The following is a 20,372-nucleotide window of genomic DNA, read 5'->3' on the forward strand; positions in this document are numbered from 1 at the left end:
GGATTCGCCTCCGTCGCCAGTAACCCTTTGAGAAATCGGGACAATCTCGCTAGTGAAGCGGGAGATTTGTGTCATGGACATTCGCAGTCTCCCGCTTCAACTCCTTTGATTTAGCGACCCATCCCGACGCAGCCTAGTGATTCAACACAGCCGAAGCGACCTTCGACGCTTCCGACGACGGCCAGTACGGCGCGAACGTGACCGGCGTCGACCGCGCCGGTAACGTCGGTACCGCAACCGCCTCGGCCAACTTCTCGACGGTGAGCACGGCGAACGAGACGGTCACCGTGAAACTCGAGCGGTCGGGGATATTCGTCCGGTTCAACACGGAGACGGAAGTGAACGATACGTTCGTCACGCTCACCGAGAGTCGTTCCGAACTCGCACCGTTGTCTCTGAATCTCGCGGGGCTGTCCTTCCTGAACGGGCAACTCGATACGGAGTTGGCCGACAACCTGACCCACGCGACTATCGGTATCCCGGTCGACGAACTGCGACTGCCCGACGGCGTCGAGAAGAACGAGGTGAAAATCAACTACTACAACGAATCCATCGGGAAGTGGCAGGTCCAGACCACCGACGTTCGAACCGAGACGCTTCCCGACGGTTCCACGGATGAGTATCTGGTCGCCAACGTCACTCACTTCTCGACGTACGGGGCGCTGGTCGACGACACCGACGCGCCGACGATTACGGCGACGGAACCGACCGAGACGCTCGACGCCGGGACGAAGAACGCGACGGTTCGGTTCGAATACGAGGACACCGTCACCGGTATCGACGTCGGTTCCGTCTCGTTGTCGTTCGACGGCACGTCGGTCACCCGGAGTCCGAACACGACGATAACGAGCGGGTACGCCACCTATCGGGCGACGTCCCTCTCTGCGGGGACGCACACTGCAGCGCTTCTCGTGCGAGACCGCGCCGGAAACACCCACCGGGAGACGGTGGCCGTCGACGTCGCGAACCCCGTCGAATCCGGCGGTGGCGGTGGTGGCGGCGGTGGCGGCGGTGGCGGTGGTGGCGGTGGCTTCCCGTCCGCGACCGTCAACGTCGCACCCGGCCCGAACGGTGTTTTGATAGACATCCTCGGCGGTGTCGAAGGCCAGACCGCGTGGGCCGACCTCTCGGGTCTCGAGACGAACGCGGTGACGTTCGACCGGTTCGGAATCGAGTTCGAACGCGGAGGAGAGAGCGTAGCAGTGACCGTCGACGCACTCGAGACACCGTCGGACGGAACGTCGGAACTCGACGGCGCAATCGGCTACTTTAGGGTCGACGACCGCTACGTGATGCGGTCGTCCATCGACACGTCCCGCCTCAGTGCGACGGTCTCCACGGATGCGCTTCCGACCGGTACGACCGTTGAGGACATGACGGTGTACCAGTACCACGACGGGACGTGGCGCTCCATCTGGACGAAACGCGACGGCCAGACGGTCACCGGAATCGCGCCGATGGCGGTCGCCGTGAAATCACCAGCCGACGTCTCCGTGACCGACGTGACGCTCGATGCAGAGGCAGTCACTCCCGGTGAAAAAGTTACCGTGCGCGCGACGATCGAGAACACGGGCGGGTCGAACGGGGCGTTCGACGTCGCACTGACGGTGAGCGGCGAGACGGTCGAGACGAAGACGGTTCGCGTCGCCTCCGGTACGTCGAAGACGGTGGCGTTCTCCCGGACGTTCACCGAGGCTGGTACCTACGACGTGACGGTCAACGGTGTATCCGCAGGGAGCGTCGACGTCGCACAGGCCGACGGAACGACTACCGATGGTGGTGACGACACAGAGACGGACGACGATGCCGGGAACGAGGCCGACACCGAGAACGAGGGCGGCCAACCCGGATTCGGTATCCTCGTCGCGCTCAGCGCACTCGCAGGCGTGGCGCTCCTCCGACGACGCTGAGCCAGCGACCGTTCGGGTCGACTCACTTTTTGACCCGTACCGAACGACCGCTCGTGTCGTTTCGTGCGTTTCGAATGGAATCACCGACGCGTCCTCCCCTGCTGGGGCGTCTGCTGGCGGCGTCCTCGGCGTGCCCGTTCCCGGTTTGGGCGTCCTCGTCGGCTGGTGCCCTGCCGAGGTCTCGCTGTTCTCGATTCGACGGTCGGGTGTACTGGTTCTTGCTGGAGGTGTGCTTCGAGGAACCAGAGGTACTTGTCCACCTCGCGCGAGAGTTCGGTGAGCAGGTCGGCGGTATCTTCGTCCCCGTGTGTGAGCGCGGTGCCGATGTCGTTGCGCAGGTTCGCCCCGTGAACCGCCACGCTGTTCGCCAGCGCTTCGACGTACTCCGGGCCGGTCACCACGTCGGTTCGAAGTTCGGGGATGCGGGAGTTCGTCGACGCCATCCGAACCGTCCCCATCGCCTCTCCGCCGAGGGCCGTCGCCCGCTCTGCAACCGCGTCGGTGTGTTCGAACAGCACGTCCGCGAAGTCGTCGAACAGGAGGTGCAGTTCGTAGAACTGCATCCCCTTGACGTTCCAGTGGGCGTACTTCGTCTGTGTCAGCAGGTCGGTCGTATCCGCGAGCGTCTGGTTGAGCAGTTCGACGAGCGCCCGGCGGTCGCGGTCCGGAACGTTGTTCTGCGTGAAGAACAGCCGTGCTGTCTGCCGTTCGTCTCGTTGCTGTGGTTGATTCATTTCCCCCACCTCGACATCGTGGACGACCGAATCGGGCAAGAGGGTTGTGGGCGGACGAAAACGTGACCGTCGTGGAGGCGGAGGCCGCCACTACGAGACCTGACGCCGAGAGAAGTGCGCTGGCTGGGATTTGAACCCAGGTTGTGACCATGGCAAGGTCACGTGATACCACTACACTACCAGCGCGGTGTGTTGCACTTGTTCGTTTTACCGACTGGAGTATAAGGCTTCCGAAACGGGGAACGTTCGTGTGATACTCACTCCCATACTTCTCTCGATTCCGAGGGATTCGGGCGTGTGAATGCGTCACGCGCATGAATCGGAAGCGGCACCCTTTTAAGCGTCAACGAAAAAACTTCGCTACAGTCTAGTGATGAGGCGCCGAAGCGTCACGGTATGACCGTTAGCATACTCGTGCCGTCGTCCCTTGTCCGGGAAGCCGAAGACAAACGCGAGGCAACTCGCAAGATCGGCTACGTCGCCCGCGCTGCGACCGTGTTCCGGGCGGACCGCTTGGACGTCTTCCCCGATTCGGAAGGCGAGCGCAAGTGGGGCGGCGGGTTCGTCGAAACCGTACTGAAGTACGCCGCGACACCGCCCTACCTTCGAAAGGAGGTATTCGGTAAACGGGACGAACTGGAGTATGCGGGCGTGCTACCGCCGCTCCGCGCACCATCACAGACCGGCTCCGAATCGGAGGGTTCGGGGTCGTTAAGACAGGGAATCGTGACCGAGGTCGGACCTGAAGGGCGCGTTCGGGTCAATTGCGGATTGCAACACCCGATCTCCCTCGTCGTCCCGTCGAAGATGACGGTCGGCGAGGGAGAGCGCGTTACCGTCAGGATCTCTTCGAGAAGACCGGTCCGTGCGAAGCTGGTAGACGACCCCGTGCCGGGGTTTACAGTGAGGCGGACGGACCTTTCGGCGGCGCTCGACCGTGACGACGCTGGCGTTCGAATCGCCACGTCGCGCTACGGGGAGGAACTCTCCGTGACGCGACTCGGCGAACTCGTCACACGAACCGAACGCGACGGAATGACTGTCGCGTTCGGGTCGCCAGGTCGAGGCCTGCCGGAGATGTTCGGGATAGACCCCGAGCGTCTACCTGCGGTCGAATCCGGCGCACCCAGCCGGTTCGACCTCTGGCTGAATACGGTTCCGAACCAAGGCAGCGAGGTCGTGCGAACTGAAGAAGCGATGTTCGCCTCCCTCGCGTGCCTTACCCTCAACAGCGAGTGATACGATGCCAGAAACAAGCAGACCACGCAGAGGTTCGCTGGGCTTCGGCCCCCGTAAGCGCGCGACTAGTGAGGTGCCGCGCTTCAACTCGTGGCCCGAGAGCGACGGACAGCCGTCGCTGCAGGGCTTCGCGGGTTACAAGGCTGGAATGACCCACGTGGTGATGGTCAACGACGAGGCAAACTCCCCCCGCGAAGGGATGGAGGAGACAGTGCCGGTCACCATCGTCGAGACGCCTCCGATGCGCGCCGTCGCCCTACGGGCCTACGAAAACACGCCGTACGGGAAGAAGCCGCTGACGGAAGTGTGGGGTTCGGAGTTCCACGAGGAACTCGACCGCACGCTCGACGTACCGGAGAACCACGACGCCGACGCCGCGGAGGACGAACTCCGCGCCGCGCTCGAAGCAGGCGACGTGGCCGACCTCCGGGTCATCACCCACACCGTCCCCAGCGACATGAAGAACGTACCGAAGAAACGACCGGACGTCATGGAGACGCGCGTCGGCGGTAGCTCCCTCTCGGAGCGCTCCGACTTCGCGCTCGAGTTGCTCGAAGACGGCGGCGAACACGACATCACTGACGTGTTCCGCGCCGGCGAGTACCTCGACATCGGTGGCGTCACGAAAGGCAAAGGAACGCAGGGACCCGTCAAGCGATGGGGCGTCCAGAAACGAAAGGGCAAACACGCCCGCCAAGGCTGGCGACGTCGCATCGGTAACCTCGGCCCGTGGAATCCGTCACGCGTGCGCTCGACGGTTCCGCAGTTGGGCCAGACGGGTTACCACCAGCGGACCGAACTCAACAAGCGTCTCATCGCCCTCGGCGAGGACGACGAAGCCTCCGTCGACGGTGGGTTCGTCAACTACGGCGAGGTCGATGGTGCGTACGCGCTCATCAAGGGTTCGGTTCCGGGACCGAACAAGCGTCTCGTACGCTTCCGCCCTGCGATTCGACCGACTGACCAACCGCGCCTCGACCCAGAGGTGCGCTACGTAAGCACGGAGTCTAACCAGGGATAACCCATGCAGGCAACAGTACGTGACCTGAACGGTGACGACGCTGGTACGCTCGACCTGCCGGCGGTCTTCGATACGACCGTCCGGACGGACCTCATCAAGCGTGCCGTACTCGCCGCACAGGCCAACCGAAAACAGGATTACGGTACCGACCCGCACGCCGGGATGCGCACGTCCGCAGAATCGCCGGGCAGTGGCCGCGGTATGGCCCACGTCCCGCGAACGAACGGTCGGGGTGCTCGCGTACCTCACACCGTTGGTGGACGCGTCGCACACCCGCCGAAAGCGGAGAAAGACCGCTCGCTCTCGATCAACAAGAAAGAGCGCCAGAAGGCGGTACGAAGCGCCATCGCGGCGACGGCAGACGCCGAACTCGTCGCGGAGCGCGGGCATCGCTTCGACGAGGACACCGAACTGCCCCTCGTCGTCAGCGACGACTTCGAAGACCTCGTGAAGACGAAAGAGGTCGTCTCCTTCCTCGAAGCGGTCGGCATCGACGCCGACATCGCACGTGCGGAGGATAACAAGAAGATTCGCGCCGGTCGCGGGACGACCCGTGGTCGCAAGTACAAGACGCCGAAGTCGATTCTGTTCGTCACGAGCGAGGAGCCGTCGCGTGCAGCACGCAACCTCGCCGGTGCGGACGTTGCGACGGCGCGCGAGGTCAACGCGGAAGACCTCGCGCCCGGTACGCATCCGGGTCGACTGACCGTCTGGACCGAGAGCGCGCTGGAGGAGGTGGCCGACCGATGAGCGTCATCGAGTACCCGTGGGTCACTGAGAAGGCGATGAACGACATGGACTTCGACAACAAGCTCCAGTTCATCGTCTCGCTTGACGCCACGAAGCCGGAGATTCGCGACGAAATCGAAGAGCGCTACGAGGTCACCATCGACAGCATCAACACGCAAGTCACGATGAAGGGGAAAAAGAAAGCGATCGTCGCGTTGTCCGACGATGACGACGCACAGGACGTCGCTTCCCGAATCGGGGTGTTCTAACGATGGGACGCAGAATCCAAGGCCAGCGACGTGGTCGCGGGGGACCGACCTTCCGTGCTCCGTCGCACCGATACAAAGCTGAACTGCAACACAAGAAGGCCGAAGACAGCGACGTGGTCTCCGGGACGGTCGTCGATATCGAACACGACCCCGCCCGAAGCGCACCTGTCGCGGCCATCGAGTTCGAAGACGGCGACCAGCGCCTCGTCCTCGCCCCCGAGGGCGTCGGCGTCGGCGAAGAGATTCAGGTCGGCGTCTCCGCCGAAATCAAACCCGGCAACACGCTCCCGCTCGCCGAAATCCCGGAAGGGATTCCGGTGTGCAACGTCGAGCGCCAGCCCGGTGACGGCGGAAAGTTCGCTCGCGCCTCCGGCGTGAGCGCGGACCTCATCACGCACGACCGCGAGGCTGCCGTCGTCAAACTCCCGAGCGGCGAGATGAAACGACTCTCGCCCCAGTGTCGAGCCACTATCGGCGTCGTCGCCGGTGGGGGTCGCACGGAGAAACCGATGGTCAAGGCCGGAAACAAGTACCACAAAATGAAAGCGCGCGGCACGAAGTGGCCGAACGTGCGCGGTGTGGCGATGAACGCCGTCGACCACCCGTTCGGTGGCGGTGGCCGCCAGCACCCTGGCCGACCGAAGAGCGTTTCGCGGGACGCCCCGCCGGGACGCAAGGTCGGAGACATCTCGTCGCGGCGAACGGGACGAGGAGGTAACAAATGAGCGGAAACGAATACCGAACCGGACGCGAGGGTGAGTTCACCTATCGCGGCTACGACCTGGACGAACTGCAGGACATGAGCCTGGAGGGAGTCGCAGAACTGCTCCCCGCACGAAAGCGGCGAAGCATCCTTCGCGGGTTGACCGTCGAGCAGGAGAAACTGCTCGAGAAGGCCCAGAACACGACCGAGGAAGAGTCGGCAAACAGCCCGATTCGGACGCACCTGCGCGACATGCCGGTGCTCCCATCGTTCGTCGGCAAGACCTTCGCGGTCTACAACGGCAGCGAATTCGAGCGCGTGCGAATCGAGCCGGAGATGCTGGGTCATTACCTCGGCGAGTTCCAGCTAACCCGCACGTCCGTCGAACACGGACAGGCGGGTATCGGCGCGACCCGCTCCTCGAAGTTCGTGCCACTCAAATAAACCATGGGAATCAGCTACAGCGTCGATGCCGACCCGGACACCACGGCGAAAGGGATGCTCCGGGAGCGGCACATGAGTCACAAGCACAGTAAGGCGATTGCCCGCGAGATAAAGGGCAAGACCGCCGCGGACGCGAAAGCGTATCTGCAGCAGGTCGCCAACGAGGAGCGGTCGGTGCCGTTCAAGCAGCACAACAGCGGCGTCGGCCACCGTTCCGACATCGACGGTTGGGACGCGGGTCGCTACCCCGAGAAGGCGAGCAAGGCGTTCATCGAACTCATCGACAACGTCGTCGCCAACGCGGACGCCCAGGGATTCGACGGCGAGTCGATGGAGATCATGCACGTCGCCGCCCACAAGGTCGGTGAAGTGCAGGGCCGCAAGCCGCGTGCGTTCGGTCGTGCCTCCGCCTGGAACACGCCCGAAGTGGACGTCGAACTCGTCTTAGAGGAGGTCGAAGAATAATGGCAGACGAACATCAGTTCATCCAGGACGGCCTACAGCGGTCGCAGATAGACGAATTCTTCGCGTCCGAACTGGGCCGCGCGGGCTACGGCGGCATGGACGTCGCCAAGACGCCGATGGGGACCCAGATCGTCCTCAAGGCCGAAAAACCCGGTATGGTCATCGGAAAGGGCGGTAAGAACATCCGGAAAATCACCCGCGAACTCGGCGAGCGGTTCGACTTGGACGACCCGCAGATCGACGTTCAAGAGGTCGACGAACCGGACCTGAACGCCCGCATCGTCGCCGACCGACTCGCCAACGCGCTCGAGCGCGGTTGGTACTTCCGGAAGGCGGGTCACACGACCATCGACCGAATCATGGACTCCGGTGCCCTCGGCGCCGAAATCGTCCTGTCCGGCAAGGTCACGGGCGCACGCTCGCGCGTGGAGAAGTTCAACCGCGGGTACATCAAGCACAACGGTGAACCCGCACAGGAGATCGTCGACCACGGCCAGGGCGTCGCAGTGATGAAACTCGGCACCATCGGCGTGGACGTCAAAATCATCCCGCCGGGAGCCGACCTGCCCGACGACTTCCGCATCGAGGAGGGTGCAGACCCAGAAGAACTCGTCCCGGACGCAGTCGAGGCCAACGAAGCGGCCGACCTCATCGACGAACCGAGCAAGGAGGAACTCGAAGAACTCCGCGCCGACGAAGACGAAGAATCGCCGGAACCCGGCGAGGAAGAAGTCGAAGAGAAAATCGTCGAGGAAGTCCTCGAAGAGGAGTCGGCCGAACCCGAGACGACCGAAGAGTCCGTCGAGGAGGAACTGGACGAACTCGAAGAAGAGGTCGAAGCCGAAGCAGAGGAACTGCTCGACGAGATGGAAAACGAAGAAGAATCCGAGGAGAGTGAAGAATAATGGCTATCCTTCACACCGAGGAGATCCGCGACATGACGCCGGCAGAGCGTGAGGCCGAACTCGAAGAGCTCGAGACGGAACTGCTCAACTCGAAGGCGGTCAAGGCCGCGGGTGGTGCCCCCGAAAACCCGGGTCGCATCAAGGAACTTCGTCGTACCATCGCTCGAATCAAGACGATTCAGCAAGAAGAAGGCGACCTCGAATAAGATGCCACTGACACCCGAGACGCTCACGAAACACGAACTCGTCGGCCTGTGCGTACGGGTCGTCTCCGCGGCGAATCCCGCCCTCGAAGCCATCGAGGGTCGAATCGTCGCCGAGACGATGCGCACGCTTACCGTCGAGTCTGCGTCTCGGACGTGGCAGGTGCCAAAGCAGGACGCGACGTTCGAGTTCGCGCTCACAGATGAAGCCGCCGCACCCTGCGAGGGGTCGGGGACTGCGTCCAAACTTGCCTCGGAAACTGCCGGATTCCGATCCGGTCAGTCTGCGGTTTGCGAGGACGTAGCCTACGTTACGGTTGATGGAGCCACACTGCTCTCACGACCCGCATTGCGCACCGAAACTGGAGGTAATTCGAAATGGCGTTAGGATTGAACGTATCAGAACCGGAGGAGACTTGCTCCGACGAGAACTGTCCGTTCCACGGCTCGCTAGTCGTGCGCGGACAGGTTCTCGAAGGAACGGTCGCCTCCACAGACATGGATAAAACCGTCGTCGTCGAGCGAGAGTACGACGTTACAGTGCCGAAATACGATCGGCAGATGAAACGTCGTTCCCGCGTTCCGGCCCACGCGCCGGAGTGTTTGGGTCTCGAAGTCGGCGACACGGTTCGTATCGCAGAAACCCGACCGCTCTCGAAGACGAAATCACACGTCGTCGTCGAGACTACGACCGGAGGTGACGACTGATGGAAGCGCTGAAGGCCGACGTTACGCAGGGAGTCGAGAAAGGCTCGCTGTTGACGTGTGCCGACAATACCGGCGCACGCGAACTGAAACTCATCAGCGTCTCCGGCTACCACGGCACGAAGAGCCGTCACCCGAAGGCGGGCATCGGTGACAAAATCACCGTCTCCGTCACGAAGGGGACGCCCGAGATGCGCCGACAGGTGCTGGAGGCGGTCATCGTCCGACAGCGAAAGGCCATCCGTCGTCCGGACGGCACGCGTGTCAAATTCGAAGACAACGCGGCCGTCGTCATCGACGACGTCGAAGAGCCGCGTGGGACGGAGATCAAAGGTCCCATCGCGCAGGAAGTGGCCGAGCGGTTCGGAAGTATCGCAAGCACAGCTACGATGATAGTATGACTCGACAACCACGCAAACAGCGAAATAAGACCGAGCGCGCCCCGCTCCACGAGCGGCACGAGCAGGTCAAAGCACCGCTGTCCGACGACCTCCGCGAGGAGTACGGACAGCGGAGCGTCCGCGTCAACGCGGGCGACACGGTCGAGGTCATGCGCGGCGACTTCGCCGGCGAAGACGGCGAGGTTCTCTCCGTGGATATGAAAAACGCAGTCATCCACGTCGAGGAAGTCACCCTCGAGAAAGCCGACGGTGAAGAAGTGCCGCGACCACTCGACGCGAGCAACGTTCGCGTGACCGACCTCAACCTCGAAGACGACCGCCGCGAGGCGCGTCTGGAAGGTGATACCGAATGAGCAACCATCAGAAACGACTCTCCGTTCCGAACTCGTGGCCGGTCGAGCGCAAGACCGCCACGTTCACCGTGAAGGCCGGTGCCGGCCCGCACGGCCGCGACGGCGTCCCGCTGCTCATCCTGCTGCGGGACGTGCTAGGCTACGTCCAATCGCGGAAAGAAGCCCGGTACGCGCTCAACAACGATTCCGTCCTCGTGAACGGGGATGCAGTGAGCGACGAACAGCGACCCATCGGGATGTTCGACATCCTCGCGTTCACCGAACGCGAAGAGTACTACCGCGTCTTCCCCGACGAAGGCGGTCGCCTCGCGCTGACGCCCATCGACGCCGATGCGGCGGACGGCCGACTGGCGAAGATCGACGACAAGACGCAGGTCCCCGGTGGCGAAACACAGCTCAATCTCCACGATGGCAGCAACCTCCGCGTGGGAGACGGCGGCGATTACAACACGAAAGACTCCATCGTCGTCAGCACCGACGAAAAGGAAGTCGTCGCTCACTTCCCCTACGAGGAAGGCTGTCTCGTTACCGCAGTTCGCGGCCAGCACGCGGGCGAAATCGGCGAAGTCGCCGACATTCAGGTGACGCCCGGCAGCGGTTCGAACACCGTTACCGTCGAAGGTGACGACACCTCGTTCGAAACCGTCGAGGAGTACGTCGTCGTCATCGACGAGAACTTCACGGGAGGTGATGACGAATGAGCGAAGCAGAGTCGGAGTTCCACCAGATGCGCGAGCCACGAGTGGAGAAGATCGTCGTCCACATGGGCGTCGGCGAAGGTGGCCGCGAACTCGCCAACGCCGAGGACATCCTCGAAGACGTGACCGAACAGCAGAGCGTTCGTACGCTGGCGAAGTCCACGCTACCGGATTTCGGCATCCGTCAGGGCGACCCCATCGGCGCGAAGGTCACCCTTCGCGGCGAGAGCGCCCACGAGTTCCTCGACACGGCGCTCCCGTTGGCTGACCTCTCGAAGGGCCAGTTCGACGAGACGGGGAACTTCAGCTTCGGCATTGAGGAACACACCGAGTTCCCGAGCCAGGAGTACGACCCGAACGTCGGAATCTACGGGCTTGACGTGACCGTCAACCTCGTCAGACCGGGCTATCGTGTCGCCAAGCGCGACAAGGTGTCCCGTCAGATTCCGTCGAATCACCGACTGACGGTCGAGGACGCGATCGCGTTCCTCGAAGCCAACTTCGACGTAGAGGTGGACGAATGAGCGAAAGTGAAAACGACGCGACCGGCGAGCAGACGGCCAAGCGCACGGGACAACTCGAATCGTGCCAGCGCTGTGGTCGAAAGCAGGGTCTGGTCGGCAAATACGACATCAACCTGTGTCGGCAGTGCTTCCGCGAAATTGCACGCGACATGGGATTCAAAAAGTACCGATAACTATGGCAGGAAACGACCCCCTCAGTAACGCACTCTCCGGCGTGGACAACGCCGAGAGCGTCGGTCATCTGTCCCACACGGTACAGCCCGCCTCGAACGAGATCGGCAGCGTACTCGAAGTCTTCTACGACAACGGGTACATCGACGGGTTCGACTTCGTCGACGACAGTAAAGCCGGTCGGTTCGAGGTCGAACTGAAAGGCGCGATCAACGAATGTGGCGCGGTCAAACCCCGCTATTCGGCGGGTAAAGACGACTTCGAGAAGTGGGAGAAGCGATTCCTCCCCGCCCAGGACTACGGGGCACTCGTCGTCACGACCAGCCACGGCGTCATGAGCCACTACGAGGCCCGCGAGGCGGGAATCGGTGGCCAAGTAATCGCGTACGTGTACTAGAACAATGCCACGAATAGAAATCGAAATTCCGGACGAGGTAACCGCCGACGTAGACCACCTCGATCTGTCTGTCGATGGACCGGAAGGAACCGTCACGCGACGGCTCTGGTACCCGAACATCGGCGTCAGTGTCGAGGATGGGTCAGTGGTCATCGAGGGTGACACCACCGACGCCAAGACGAAGGCGACGATGGGCACGTTCGAGAGCCACGTGCGAAACATGATCCACGGCGTGACCGAGGAGTGGGAGTACAAGATGGAAGTCTTCTACTCTCACTTCCCGATGCAGGTGCGTTCCGAAGGCGAGGAAGTCGTCATCGAGAACTTCCTCGGCGAGAAAGCGCCCCGACGGACGGCTATCCACGGGGACACCACCGTTCAGGTGGACAACGAGGAGTTGTACCTGCGCGGCCCGAGCATCGAAGACGTGGGCCAGACCGCCGCGGACATCGAACAACTCACTCGCGTGCAGGGCAAAGACACGCGAGTATTCCAGGACGGCGTCTACATCATCGAGAAACCGTCCGTGGGAGGTGCCTGATAGATGGCAGACGAACCAGAACAGCTAGAAGACATCAGCGGCGTCGGCGAGAGCAAGGCCGAATCGCTCCGTGAGGCAGGCTACGAGTCCGTCGAGGACATCAAAGCCGCCGAACAGAGCGACCTCGCCGAAGTCCAAGGTATCGGCAACGCGCTCGCCGCCCGTATCAAGGCGGACGTCGGTGACCTCGAAGTCGAAGAGGAGACTGAAGCCGAAATCGAAGAGGAAGTGCCTGCCGAAGAAGAAGAACCCGAAGTGGACGTCGAGACCGAACTGCGTCCACGCGGCTTGACCGAGAAGACGCCCGACCTCGAAGACGAGAAGGCGCGACTTCTCAAACAGCGCAAACGCGAGGGCAAACCGCAGTTCAATCGACAGGATTACCACAAGAAAAAGCGGACACCCGAATCGTGGCGCAAACCCCGCGGTAACCTCTCGAAGCAGCGCCGAGGTATCAAGGGGAAAGGCGACATGGTCGAGTCCGGTTACCGGACGCCGAAGTCCGTCCGGGGCAAGCACCCAAGCGGCTTCGACGAAGTTCGCGTCCACAACGTGAACGACCTCGACGGCGTCGACGGCGACACCGAAGCGGTTCGCATCGCCTCGAAAGTCGGTGCTCGCAAACGCGAGCGTATCGAGGAGTCCGCCGAGGAGGCGGGTATCCGCGTTCTCAACCCGACCTACGTCGAAGTGGAGGTAGAAGAATGACTGACCTGAGTGCACAGAAGCGACTCGCCGCCGACGTTCTCGACGTCGGGAAGAACCGCGTCTGGTTCGACCCCGACGCACAGGGTGCCATCGCGGACGCGATTACCCGCGAGGACATCCGTGACCTCGTCGACGACGGGTCGATTCAGGCCAAAGACGCAAAGAGCAACTCCCGCGGCCGCGCCCGCGAACGCAACGCGAAGCGCGCCTACGGTCACCGTACCGGCGCCGGCACCCGCAAGGGGAAGAAGGGCGGCCGCAAGAACTCGAAAGAGGAGTGGACGAACCAGATTCGTGCGCAGCGACGCAAACTGCGTGAACTCCGTGCCGACGGCGAAATCACACAGACACAGTACCGTGACCTGTATGACAAGGCAAAAGGCGGGGAGTTCCGTAGCGTGCAGTACCTGCTGAACTACATCGAGAACAACTACTAACCATGGCAACTGGACCACGATACAAGGTGCCGATGCGCCGACGCCGTGAGGTCCGTACTGACTACCATCAGAGGTTGCGCCTGCTGAAATCGGGCAAGCCCCGCCTGGTCGCTCGCAAGAGCAACCAGCACGTCAGGGCGCAGCTGGTCACGATGGGTCCCGACGGCGACAACACGGTTGCGAGCGCGTACTCCGGCGATCTGGAGGAATACGGCTGGGAAGCCCCGACGGGCAACGTTCCCAGTGCGTACCTCACGGGGTACCTGCTCGGCAAACGCGCACTCGACACGGACTACGACGAGGCCGTACTCGACATCGGCCTCAACACGGCGACGCCCGGCAGCAAGGCGTTCGCAGTACAGGAAGGAGCAATCGACGCTGGCCTCGAAATCCCGCACAACGAAAGCGTGATGGCGGACTGGTCGCGCAACCGCGGCGAGCACATCGCCGAGTACGCAGAGCAACTCGACGACCCGCTGTACAGCGGGGATTTCGACGCCACCGAACTACCCGAGCACTTCGACGAAGTGCTCTCGAACCTCCAGGAGGACGAATAATATGAGTAACTCTAACGGCTGGCAACCCCAGACCCGTCTCGGTCGAAAAGTCGCCGACGGCGACATTGAGACGATGGACGAGGCCTTGACCTCCGGACTCCCGCTGAAGGAGCCGGAACTCGTCGACCAGCTCCTCCCCGGACTGGAAGACGAGGTGCTGGACATCAATATGGTCCAGCGTATGACCGACTCTGGGCGACGCGTCAAGTTCCGATGCGTCGTCGCTATCGGCAACCGCGACGGCTACGTGGGCTACGCCGAAGGTCGAGACGACCAGGTCGGCGGTGCCATCCAGAAGGCAATCGAAATCGCGAAGTTGAACATCATCGACGTCCCCCGCGGTGCGGGGTCGTGGGAAGACCGCAGTGACCGACCCCACTCGCTCACCCACCGGACGACCGGGAAGGCGGGGAGCGTGGAGGTCGAACTCATCCCGGCACCTGCCGGACTGGGTCTCGCCGCGACCGACACCGTTCGAAAAATCCTCGAACTCGCGGGCATCGAGAACGCGTGGACGAAGAGCCACGGCAACACGCGAACGACGCTCAATCTCGCCAAGGCGACGTACAACGCCCTTGAGAACGCGTCACAGGCCCGTGGCCCCCGCGCCCGCCCCGACGAGCGGCCGGAGGTGGCCGACTGATGAAGGCAGTCGTCCAACTTCGCGGTGAGGTCGACATGAGCCAGGGCGTTCGTGACACGCTCGGGATGCTCAACATCCACCGCGTGAACCACTGCGCGCTGGTTCCGGAGACGGAGACCCACCGGGGAATGATAACGAAGGTCAACGACTTCGTCGCCTACGGGGAGCCGAACCAGCAGGTGCTGGAGACGCTTCTCCAAAAGCGTGCCGAACCCCTCGAGGGGTCGGATGCCGTGGACGACGAATGGGTTGCAGAGAACACCGACTACTCCGACATCGCCGACCTCGCAGTGGCGCTGCTCGACGAGGAGACGACCCTCCGCGAGCAGGGGCTCACACCTGTCCTCCGACTCCACCCACCGCGCGGTGGTCACGAGGGCATCAAACATCCCACGAAAGAGGGCGGCCAACTCGGAAAACACACGACAGAGGAGATAAACAAGCTCCTCAAGTCGATGCGATAACCATGACGAACAAGAAACGACGCCAGCGTGGCTCGCGGACGCACGGCGGCGGGACGCACAAGAACCGCCGTGGTGCCGGTAACCGCGGTGGACGCGGACGCGCCGGCCGCGCGAAACACGAGTTCCACAACTACGAACCGCTCGGAAAGTACGGGTTCTCCCGACCCGACGACGTCCAGGAGACGGTCCTCACCGTGTCCGTACAGAAACTCGACGAAGACGCTGCACTCTTCGCGGCGGAGGGAGTCGCCGAGGAGACCGACGACGGCTACCATATCGACGCGCGCGACGTCGTCGACGACGGCTGGGACGCCGACGCTGTCAAAGTGCTCGGAAGCGGTCAGGTTCGCAACAGCCTCGACGTCACCGCAGACGCCTTCTCGGCGAGTGCGGTCGAACTCATCGAGCAAGCGGACGGCAGCGCCGTCCTGAGCGAACGGGCCGAAGCCGAGGAATCCGAACCGACCGAGATAGAGGAAGACTCAGAGGACTAACCCATGGGATGGAAGGAGGCCGCTGAACCAGTCCTGACGCGAATGCCCGCCGTCGAGCGCCCTGAGGGCCACGTTCCCTTCAAGCGCAAGCTAACGTGGACGGCAGGCGTCCTCATGCTGTATTTCTTCCTGACGAACGTCACCCTCTACGGAGTAAACACGCAGACGGACATCTTCGGCCAGTTCCGCTCGCTCCTCGCGGGACAGCAAGGGTCCGTCTTGCACCTCGGTATCGGTCCCATCGTCACCGCGAGCATCGTCTTACAGCTGCTCGGCGGTGCCGACTTGCTGGGACTGGATACGAACGACCCGCGTGATCAGGTTCTCTATCAGGGTCTCCAGAAGTTACTGGTCGTCGTGATGATCTGTCTGACGGGGCTGCCGATGGTGTTCGTCGGCGGCTTCTTCCAGCCAGATCAGGCGCTCGTGCAGTCGCTCGGGTCCTCGATGGCTGTCAAGTGGATCATCTTCGCCCAGATATTCGTCGGTGCCATCCTCGTCCTGTTCATGGACGAAATCGTGAGCAAGTGGGGCGTGGGCAGCGGTATCGGCCTGTTCATCATCGCCGGTGTCAGCCAGAGTCTCATCGGCGGCCTCATCTCGCCGGGAATCGAGGGCGAAGCGAGTGGCCTCATCCCGCAGTGGATAGCCATCATCACGGGCAGTGCGCAGAACGTTCCGTCGCTGCTGACGGCAAACGGCATTCAGTACCTCCTGCTCGGGGGTGGCGGCTTGCTCGCTCTCGCAACGACGCTGCTCATCTTCGGCATCGTCGTGTACGCCGAGAGCGTGCGCGTCGAGATTCCACTCAGTCACGCACGAGTGAAGGGTGCTCGCGGTCGCTTCCCCGTGAAGCTCATCTACGCGAGCGTCCTGCCGATGATTCTCGTCCGCGCCCTGCAAGCGAACATCCAGTTCCTCGGGCGCATCCTGAACAGTCAGCTCGGTAGTTTACCCGGGTGGCTGGGTACCTACACGCAAGGGCAGCCCACCGGTGGGCTGTTTTACTACCTGGCCCCTATCCAATCTCGGAGCGATTGGATGTGGTGGGCCGGCGGCGGTTCTGCCGCCGCACAGGAGCCGTGGCAGGTACTCCTCCGTGTCGCAATCGACCTGTCGTTCATGATTATCGGCGGTGCTATCTTCGCCATCTTCTGGGTCGAGACGACTGACATGGGGCCGGAGGCCACGGCGAAACAAATCCAGAACTCCGGGATGCAGATTCCCGGCTTCCGCCAGAACACGGGCGTCATCGAGAAGGTGATGGAACGCTACATTCCGCAAGTCACCGTCCTCGGCGGCGCGCTGGTCGGCCTGCTGGCCGTCATGGCGAACATGCTCGGCACCATCGGTCAGGTCTCCGGAACGGGACTGCTGCTGACCGTCTCCATCACGTACAAGCTCTACGAGGAGATCGCCGAAGAGCAGTTGATGGAGATGCATCCGATGATGCGCGAGATGTTCGGCGGCTAACGCGGCAAAATCCGACTCGTTTTTTCGGACTCCGGTTTCAGAACTGACTTCGTCGCACACTCGACTGTCGACCGTGCTGTCCCATCGTCGATTACTGTATCGGCCACCGGCGTTGCAGGTCGAACGGAGACAGGCGTGTCTTTTTATACTCGCTCGGGCCGTCGTCCCACTATGAAACCATGAAACGGGAACGATGGTTCCTGTTGTTCCTGATAGCCGTCTTCGGTTTGCTGGCGACGTTGCTCATCAGACCGTTTCTCCAATACGTGCTGGCGGCGATTTTGCTGAGCTACGTTCTGAATCCGCTCCAGAAGCGACTCGCTCCACGATACGGCCCGCGAATCTCCGCGCTGTCGCTCATGGCAGTGACCACGCTCGTCGTCCTCGTCCCCGTCGCCAGTCTGTTCGCCATCGCCCTCCGACAGGCTATCTCGTTTCTCAGAGCTATCGCTCGGGGGGACGCACGATTTCAGGAACTGCTCCGTCTCGTCGAACAGTACACTGGTGTCTCCATCGAGAGACGGACCCTGCGGGAGTTGATTCCCACCGACGTTTCCTCGCAGTTGGTGGACAACGTACTGAGCATCTTCGGGGGCATCTCGAACGTCCTCATCGGCATCACGGTGCTGGCGTTCGTCCTCTATTACCTGCTCGTGGACGGCGAGGCGTTCGTTCGCTGGATTCGGCGGAGTACCCCCCTCTCGTCGGACGTTCAGGACGAACTGTACGGCGAGATGAATCAGGTGATGTGGGGCGTCCTGGTGGGCAACGTACTGGTCGCCATCGTGCAAGGAATACTGACCGGTATCGGTCTCGCCATCGCAGGCGTTCCGGGCGTCGTGTTCTGGACCGTCGTGACGACGCTCCTCTCGTTGCTTCCGCTCATCGGTGCGTCGGTCGTCTGGCTTCCGGCGTCGGTCTACCTGTTCCTCGTCGGCCGTCCGCTCGCGGCGGCGTTCCTGTTCGTCTACGGGACGGTGATTATCAGCCTCTCGGATAACTACCTTCGCCCCGTCGTCAGCGGACACGAGGCACGACTGAATCCTGGTCTGCTCGTCGTCGGTATCTTCGGCGGCGTCTACGTCCTCGGATTCATGGGGCTGTTTTTCGGTCCTATCGTCCTCGGTGTCTTCAGGTCTCTCATCGTCGTGTTCGCGCGCGAGTACACCGAAGCAGAGACACCGCGGTAGCCCCACCGAAACTGTGACGAGAACCCTCACCGTCACCACAAACGATTCCGAACGAGTTTCCGAGAGCGACACCGAACTACCACGAACTCCTACCGTCTCAGTTGGGTCGCTCGCCGACGGTGTTGTTCGAGCGGACGTTCCCCGACGACGTGCGCGAGACGACGATTGCACGGCGGTTTCCTCCGCCGCGATTGCCGACGACGCGGTTTCGGTCGCTCGAGATGAGCAAGATACCGGTGTCACTGCTGTTCTCGACTCGGTTGCGCAGGATGGCGTTTTCGTCGCTCGACCGCAGGCGGACGCCGACGGAGTTCGTTCGTGCGAGGTTATCCGCTATCGTATTGTTCCGCGCGCCGTCCGCGAGATAGATGCCGTAAAACCGGTTCGATACCCTATTTTCCCGAACTCGATTGTCGCTGGCACCCGAGAGCCAGATACCCGCGATTTCGTTCTCGGTCGCCGCGTTCGCACGCACGGTGTTCTCACTCGCGCCGAACAGCGCGATGCCGAACTCGTTGCGCCGGGCGTCGGTGCCGACGACGGTGTTTCGCCTCGCCTCCACGAGTTGCACGCCCACCAGCGCGTTGTCGGTCGCCGTCGTGTTTCGCAGGGTGGTGTTCCGACTCGCGCCGACGAGGAAGACTCCCGCCACCGCGTTCGACCGGGCGACGTTGTCGGTTATCGTCCCGTCTCGAACCGAGACGAGCGAGAGACCGACGCGGTTTCGTGCCGTCTCCGTGTTCTCGACGGTCGCGTTCCCGATACCCGCGAACCAAATCCCGTCGTCCCAGTCGGTCGCCGTCACGTTTCGAACGGTGACGTTCGAATTACCGGTGACGAGCACGCCAGCAGAGCCGAACGCCCCCACGCCGTCGATGCTGTGATCCCGTCCGTCGAGCACGACGTCGTTCGCCGTGATACGGAGACAGCGACTCTCCGTTGTGTTCGTCAGGTCGTCCGTAAGCACGTAACGACCGGGATTCGAAATCTCTCGGCAGGAATCCACCGGCGTCTGGCTCGCTGAGATGTCGGAATCGGTTCCGGATGCGACTCCGAGGACAGGTTCGGGCGCACTCGACGCGCCCACGAGCGTGACGATGACCACAAACAGTACTGCGAGTCCATCGCGCATGGTTCGATTTCACGCTTCCCGCAGTTCGTTATTCGCTTACCAGTCGGCGGGCAATCGACCATTTCCATCGAGTTGCAGAGGATGTCACGATTGCAATCGCTGTAAAAGTGGTATTTCTTCTAGCTTCTCGTCCGGCAATTCTCCCCAGCGAACCCCCGATGGCCGGTCGAACTCGGTTCCGGTGCGGACGACGCGCTCCGGTGTGATGACGACGTCCATGGGCACGTCGTGTGCTTCGACGGCGATGTCGTCGTCCACGACCTGTCTCTCGTGTACCGTCGTCGCTATCGTCGTGTCTCCGTCCACCGCGCCGAGTTCTCGGAGGACGGCGTACTCGAGGTCGCTGTACCCTTCCCCCTTTCCGATTCGCGCGCCGGTTTCGGTCACTGCGACGCTTCCGGAGACGACGAAATCGACGTGTGGTACCTCGTCCGGGCCGACTGGTTCGGCGTACCGGTCCATCTTCGAGACCGTCGCAGCAGCGTCCGTGTCGTCTATCTTCTCGGGGGCGAGTTTCATGAACGGTTTCTCGTCCCGGAGGCGGGGTTGTGCCATGTAGACGACCGTCCCCTCGCGGAGCGCACGCCGCCGGACGGGCAGTTGCGGGGCGTCTGGGTTGGCTTTCACCACGTCGGCGTCCCGCCACTCGGGGAGGTCGGCGAGTCGTTCGGCGGCGGCGTCCGCGCCCGCGAAGTTCGGGATGCGACCGTGTGGCGGGAAGGGAAATCGAGCGACGCCGTCGTCTTCCAGTCTATCCCACACTCGCTCTCTGTGGGCCTGTTTGTTCATGTCGTCAGCAGAGTGGCGGTAAACTAAAATCTCCTGACAGTGGGGCGACTGCGAACGATGGTCAGACCACACC

General features: G+C 62.5%; 30 protein-coding genes and 1 tRNA gene. 27 read left to right on the forward strand and 4 right to left on the reverse strand.

Annotated elements, in window-relative coordinates; all coding sequences use genetic code 11:
• Window positions 1-197 precede the first annotated feature (197 nt).
• Window positions 198-1,910, forward strand: coding sequence for a CARDB domain-containing protein (locus ACR3FF_RS17645; protein WP_458189417.1), 1,713 nt, complete (start codon window positions 198-200; stop codon window positions 1,908-1,910).
• Between the two features lie 80 nt (window positions 1,911-1,990).
• Here ACR3FF_RS17645 and dps read toward each other — a convergent pair whose 3' ends face one another.
• Together dps and ACR3FF_RS17655 are read right to left on the reverse strand one after the other, a co-directional pair.
• Entirely contained in the window at window positions 1,991-2,644 is a 654-nt protein-coding gene (dps, locus tag ACR3FF_RS17650; protein ID WP_458189418.1) for a DNA starvation/stationary phase protection protein Dps, read from the reverse strand.
• A gap of 115 nt (window positions 2,645-2,759) precedes the next feature.
• Window positions 2,760-2,830: transfer RNA gene (locus ACR3FF_RS17655), tRNA-Gly, on the reverse strand.
• Between the two features lie 210 nt (window positions 2,831-3,040).
• Between ACR3FF_RS17655 and ACR3FF_RS17660 the strand changes: the two genes are divergently transcribed.
• From ACR3FF_RS17660 to ACR3FF_RS17785, 26 genes are all read left to right on the forward strand, one after another.
• Entirely contained in the window at window positions 3,041-3,883 is an 843-nt protein-coding gene (locus tag ACR3FF_RS17660; RefSeq protein ID WP_458189419.1) for a putative RNA uridine N3 methyltransferase, read from the forward strand.
• A 4-nt stretch (window positions 3,884-3,887) separates the two neighbouring features.
• Complete coding sequence (locus ACR3FF_RS17665) at window positions 3,888-4,904, forward strand: 50S ribosomal protein L3 (RefSeq protein WP_458189420.1); 1,017 nt, start codon at window positions 3,888-3,890, stop codon at window positions 4,902-4,904.
• Between the two features lie 3 nt (window positions 4,905-4,907).
• On the forward strand, window positions 4,908-5,654 hold the full coding sequence (rpl4p, locus tag ACR3FF_RS17670; protein ID WP_458189421.1) for a 50S ribosomal protein L4: 747 nt from the start codon (window positions 4,908-4,910) through the stop codon (window positions 5,652-5,654).
• Window positions 5,651-5,902, forward strand: a complete 252-nt coding sequence (locus ACR3FF_RS17675) for a 50S ribosomal protein L23 (protein WP_458189422.1) — start codon at window positions 5,651-5,653, stop codon at window positions 5,900-5,902. The genes rpl4p and ACR3FF_RS17675 overlap by 4 nt, the downstream gene beginning before the upstream one ends.
• A gap of 2 nt (window positions 5,903-5,904) precedes the next feature.
• A complete protein-coding gene (locus ACR3FF_RS17680) occupies window positions 5,905-6,627 on the forward strand; it encodes a 50S ribosomal protein L2 (RefSeq protein ID WP_458189423.1) in 723 nt (240 codons plus the stop codon).
• Complete coding sequence (locus ACR3FF_RS17685; protein WP_458189424.1) at window positions 6,624-7,049, forward strand: 30S ribosomal protein S19; 426 nt, start codon at window positions 6,624-6,626, stop codon at window positions 7,047-7,049. The genes ACR3FF_RS17680 and ACR3FF_RS17685 overlap by 4 nt, the downstream gene beginning before the upstream one ends.
• A 3-nt stretch (window positions 7,050-7,052) precedes the next feature.
• Entirely contained in the window at window positions 7,053-7,514 is a 462-nt protein-coding gene (locus ACR3FF_RS17690; RefSeq protein ID WP_458189425.1) for a 50S ribosomal protein L22, read from the forward strand.
• Window positions 7,514-8,419, forward strand: coding sequence for a 30S ribosomal protein S3 (locus ACR3FF_RS17695; protein WP_458189426.1), 906 nt, complete (start codon window positions 7,514-7,516; stop codon window positions 8,417-8,419). The genes ACR3FF_RS17690 and ACR3FF_RS17695 overlap by 1 nt, the downstream gene beginning before the upstream one ends.
• A complete protein-coding gene (rpmC, locus tag ACR3FF_RS17700) occupies window positions 8,419-8,625 on the forward strand; it encodes a 50S ribosomal protein L29 (protein WP_458189427.1) in 207 nt (68 codons plus the stop codon). The genes ACR3FF_RS17695 and rpmC overlap by 1 nt, the downstream gene beginning before the upstream one ends.
• Window position 8,626: 1 nt before the next feature.
• Window positions 8,627-9,010: a ribonuclease P protein component 1 gene (locus ACR3FF_RS17705; RefSeq protein WP_458189428.1), complete on the forward strand. Its 384-nt coding sequence runs from the start codon at window positions 8,627-8,629 to the stop codon at window positions 9,008-9,010.
• Window positions 9,001-9,330: a 30S ribosomal protein S17 gene (locus ACR3FF_RS17710; RefSeq protein WP_458189429.1), complete on the forward strand. Its 330-nt coding sequence runs from the start codon at window positions 9,001-9,003 to the stop codon at window positions 9,328-9,330. Before ACR3FF_RS17705 ends, ACR3FF_RS17710 begins: the two co-directional genes overlap by 10 nt.
• Window positions 9,330-9,728, forward strand: coding sequence for a 50S ribosomal protein L14 (locus ACR3FF_RS17715; RefSeq protein ID WP_458189430.1), 399 nt, complete (start codon window positions 9,330-9,332; stop codon window positions 9,726-9,728). Before ACR3FF_RS17710 ends, ACR3FF_RS17715 begins: the two co-directional genes overlap by 1 nt.
• Window positions 9,725-10,081, forward strand: coding sequence for a 50S ribosomal protein L24 (rplX, locus tag ACR3FF_RS17720; protein WP_458189431.1), 357 nt, complete (start codon window positions 9,725-9,727; stop codon window positions 10,079-10,081). The genes ACR3FF_RS17715 and rplX overlap by 4 nt, the downstream gene beginning before the upstream one ends.
• Window positions 10,078-10,782: a 30S ribosomal protein S4e gene (locus ACR3FF_RS17725; protein WP_458189432.1), complete on the forward strand. Its 705-nt coding sequence runs from the start codon at window positions 10,078-10,080 to the stop codon at window positions 10,780-10,782. Before rplX ends, ACR3FF_RS17725 begins: the two co-directional genes overlap by 4 nt.
• Window positions 10,779-11,303, forward strand: a complete 525-nt coding sequence (locus tag ACR3FF_RS17730; RefSeq protein WP_458189433.1) for a 50S ribosomal protein L5 — start codon at window positions 10,779-10,781, stop codon at window positions 11,301-11,303. The genes ACR3FF_RS17725 and ACR3FF_RS17730 overlap by 4 nt, the downstream gene beginning before the upstream one ends.
• Window positions 11,300-11,476, forward strand: coding sequence for a 30S ribosomal protein S14 (locus tag ACR3FF_RS17735; RefSeq protein WP_227353728.1), 177 nt, complete (start codon window positions 11,300-11,302; stop codon window positions 11,474-11,476). The genes ACR3FF_RS17730 and ACR3FF_RS17735 overlap by 4 nt, the downstream gene beginning before the upstream one ends.
• 2 nt (window positions 11,477-11,478) lie before the next feature.
• Window positions 11,479-11,871 carry a 30S ribosomal protein S8 gene (locus tag ACR3FF_RS17740; RefSeq protein WP_458189434.1) on the forward strand — a complete coding sequence of 131 codons (393 nt, stop codon included), beginning with the start codon at window positions 11,479-11,481 and terminating at the stop codon, window positions 11,869-11,871.
• Window positions 11,872-11,875: 4 nt separating this feature from the next.
• On the forward strand, window positions 11,876-12,412 hold the full coding sequence (locus ACR3FF_RS17745; protein WP_458189435.1) for a 50S ribosomal protein L6: 537 nt from the start codon (window positions 11,876-11,878) through the stop codon (window positions 12,410-12,412).
• A gap of 3 nt (window positions 12,413-12,415) precedes the next feature.
• The gene (locus ACR3FF_RS17750) at window positions 12,416-13,120 is read left to right on the forward strand and encodes a 50S ribosomal protein L32e (RefSeq protein ID WP_458189436.1); all 705 of its coding nucleotides are present in this window, start codon (window positions 12,416-12,418) and stop codon (window positions 13,118-13,120) included.
• Window positions 13,117-13,557, forward strand: coding sequence for a 50S ribosomal protein L19e (locus ACR3FF_RS17755; RefSeq protein WP_458189437.1), 441 nt, complete (start codon window positions 13,117-13,119; stop codon window positions 13,555-13,557). The genes ACR3FF_RS17750 and ACR3FF_RS17755 overlap by 4 nt, the downstream gene beginning before the upstream one ends.
• A 2-nt stretch (window positions 13,558-13,559) precedes the next feature.
• Window positions 13,560-14,114, forward strand: a complete 555-nt coding sequence (locus tag ACR3FF_RS17760; RefSeq protein ID WP_458189438.1) for a 50S ribosomal protein L18 — start codon at window positions 13,560-13,562, stop codon at window positions 14,112-14,114.
• Window position 14,115: 1 nt separating this feature from the next.
• Window positions 14,116-14,757, forward strand: a complete 642-nt coding sequence (locus ACR3FF_RS17765; RefSeq protein ID WP_458189439.1) for a 30S ribosomal protein S5 — start codon at window positions 14,116-14,118, stop codon at window positions 14,755-14,757.
• On the forward strand, window positions 14,757-15,221 hold the full coding sequence (rpmD, locus tag ACR3FF_RS17770; RefSeq protein WP_458189440.1) for a 50S ribosomal protein L30: 465 nt from the start codon (window positions 14,757-14,759) through the stop codon (window positions 15,219-15,221). Before ACR3FF_RS17765 ends, rpmD begins: the two co-directional genes overlap by 1 nt.
• Before the next feature lie 2 nt (window positions 15,222-15,223).
• Complete coding sequence (locus ACR3FF_RS17775; protein WP_458189441.1) at window positions 15,224-15,715, forward strand: uL15m family ribosomal protein; 492 nt, start codon at window positions 15,224-15,226, stop codon at window positions 15,713-15,715.
• A 3-nt stretch (window positions 15,716-15,718) separates the two neighbouring features.
• Window positions 15,719-17,188, forward strand: coding sequence for a preprotein translocase subunit SecY (gene secY, locus ACR3FF_RS17780; RefSeq protein WP_458189442.1), 1,470 nt, complete (start codon window positions 15,719-15,721; stop codon window positions 17,186-17,188).
• Window positions 17,189-17,367: 179 nt separating this feature from the next.
• Entirely contained in the window at window positions 17,368-18,378 is a 1,011-nt protein-coding gene (locus tag ACR3FF_RS17785; protein WP_458189443.1) for an AI-2E family transporter, read from the forward strand.
• Between the two features lie 97 nt (window positions 18,379-18,475).
• On the opposite strand, the gene ACR3FF_RS17790 is transcribed toward ACR3FF_RS17785, so the two are convergent.
• Both ACR3FF_RS17790 and ACR3FF_RS17795 read right to left on the reverse strand, forming a co-directional pair.
• Window positions 18,476-19,510 carry a right-handed parallel beta-helix repeat-containing protein gene (locus ACR3FF_RS17790; protein ID WP_458189444.1) on the reverse strand — a complete coding sequence of 345 codons (1,035 nt, stop codon included), beginning with the start codon at window positions 19,508-19,510 and terminating at the stop codon, window positions 18,476-18,478.
• 84 nt (window positions 19,511-19,594) lie between these two features.
• A complete protein-coding gene (locus tag ACR3FF_RS17795; RefSeq protein ID WP_458189445.1) occupies window positions 19,595-20,299 on the reverse strand; it encodes a 5-formyltetrahydrofolate cyclo-ligase in 705 nt (234 codons plus the stop codon).
• Window positions 20,300-20,372: the final 73 nt, after the last annotated feature.

The sequence above is a fragment of the Haladaptatus ordinarius genome (genome assembly GCF_054177595.1).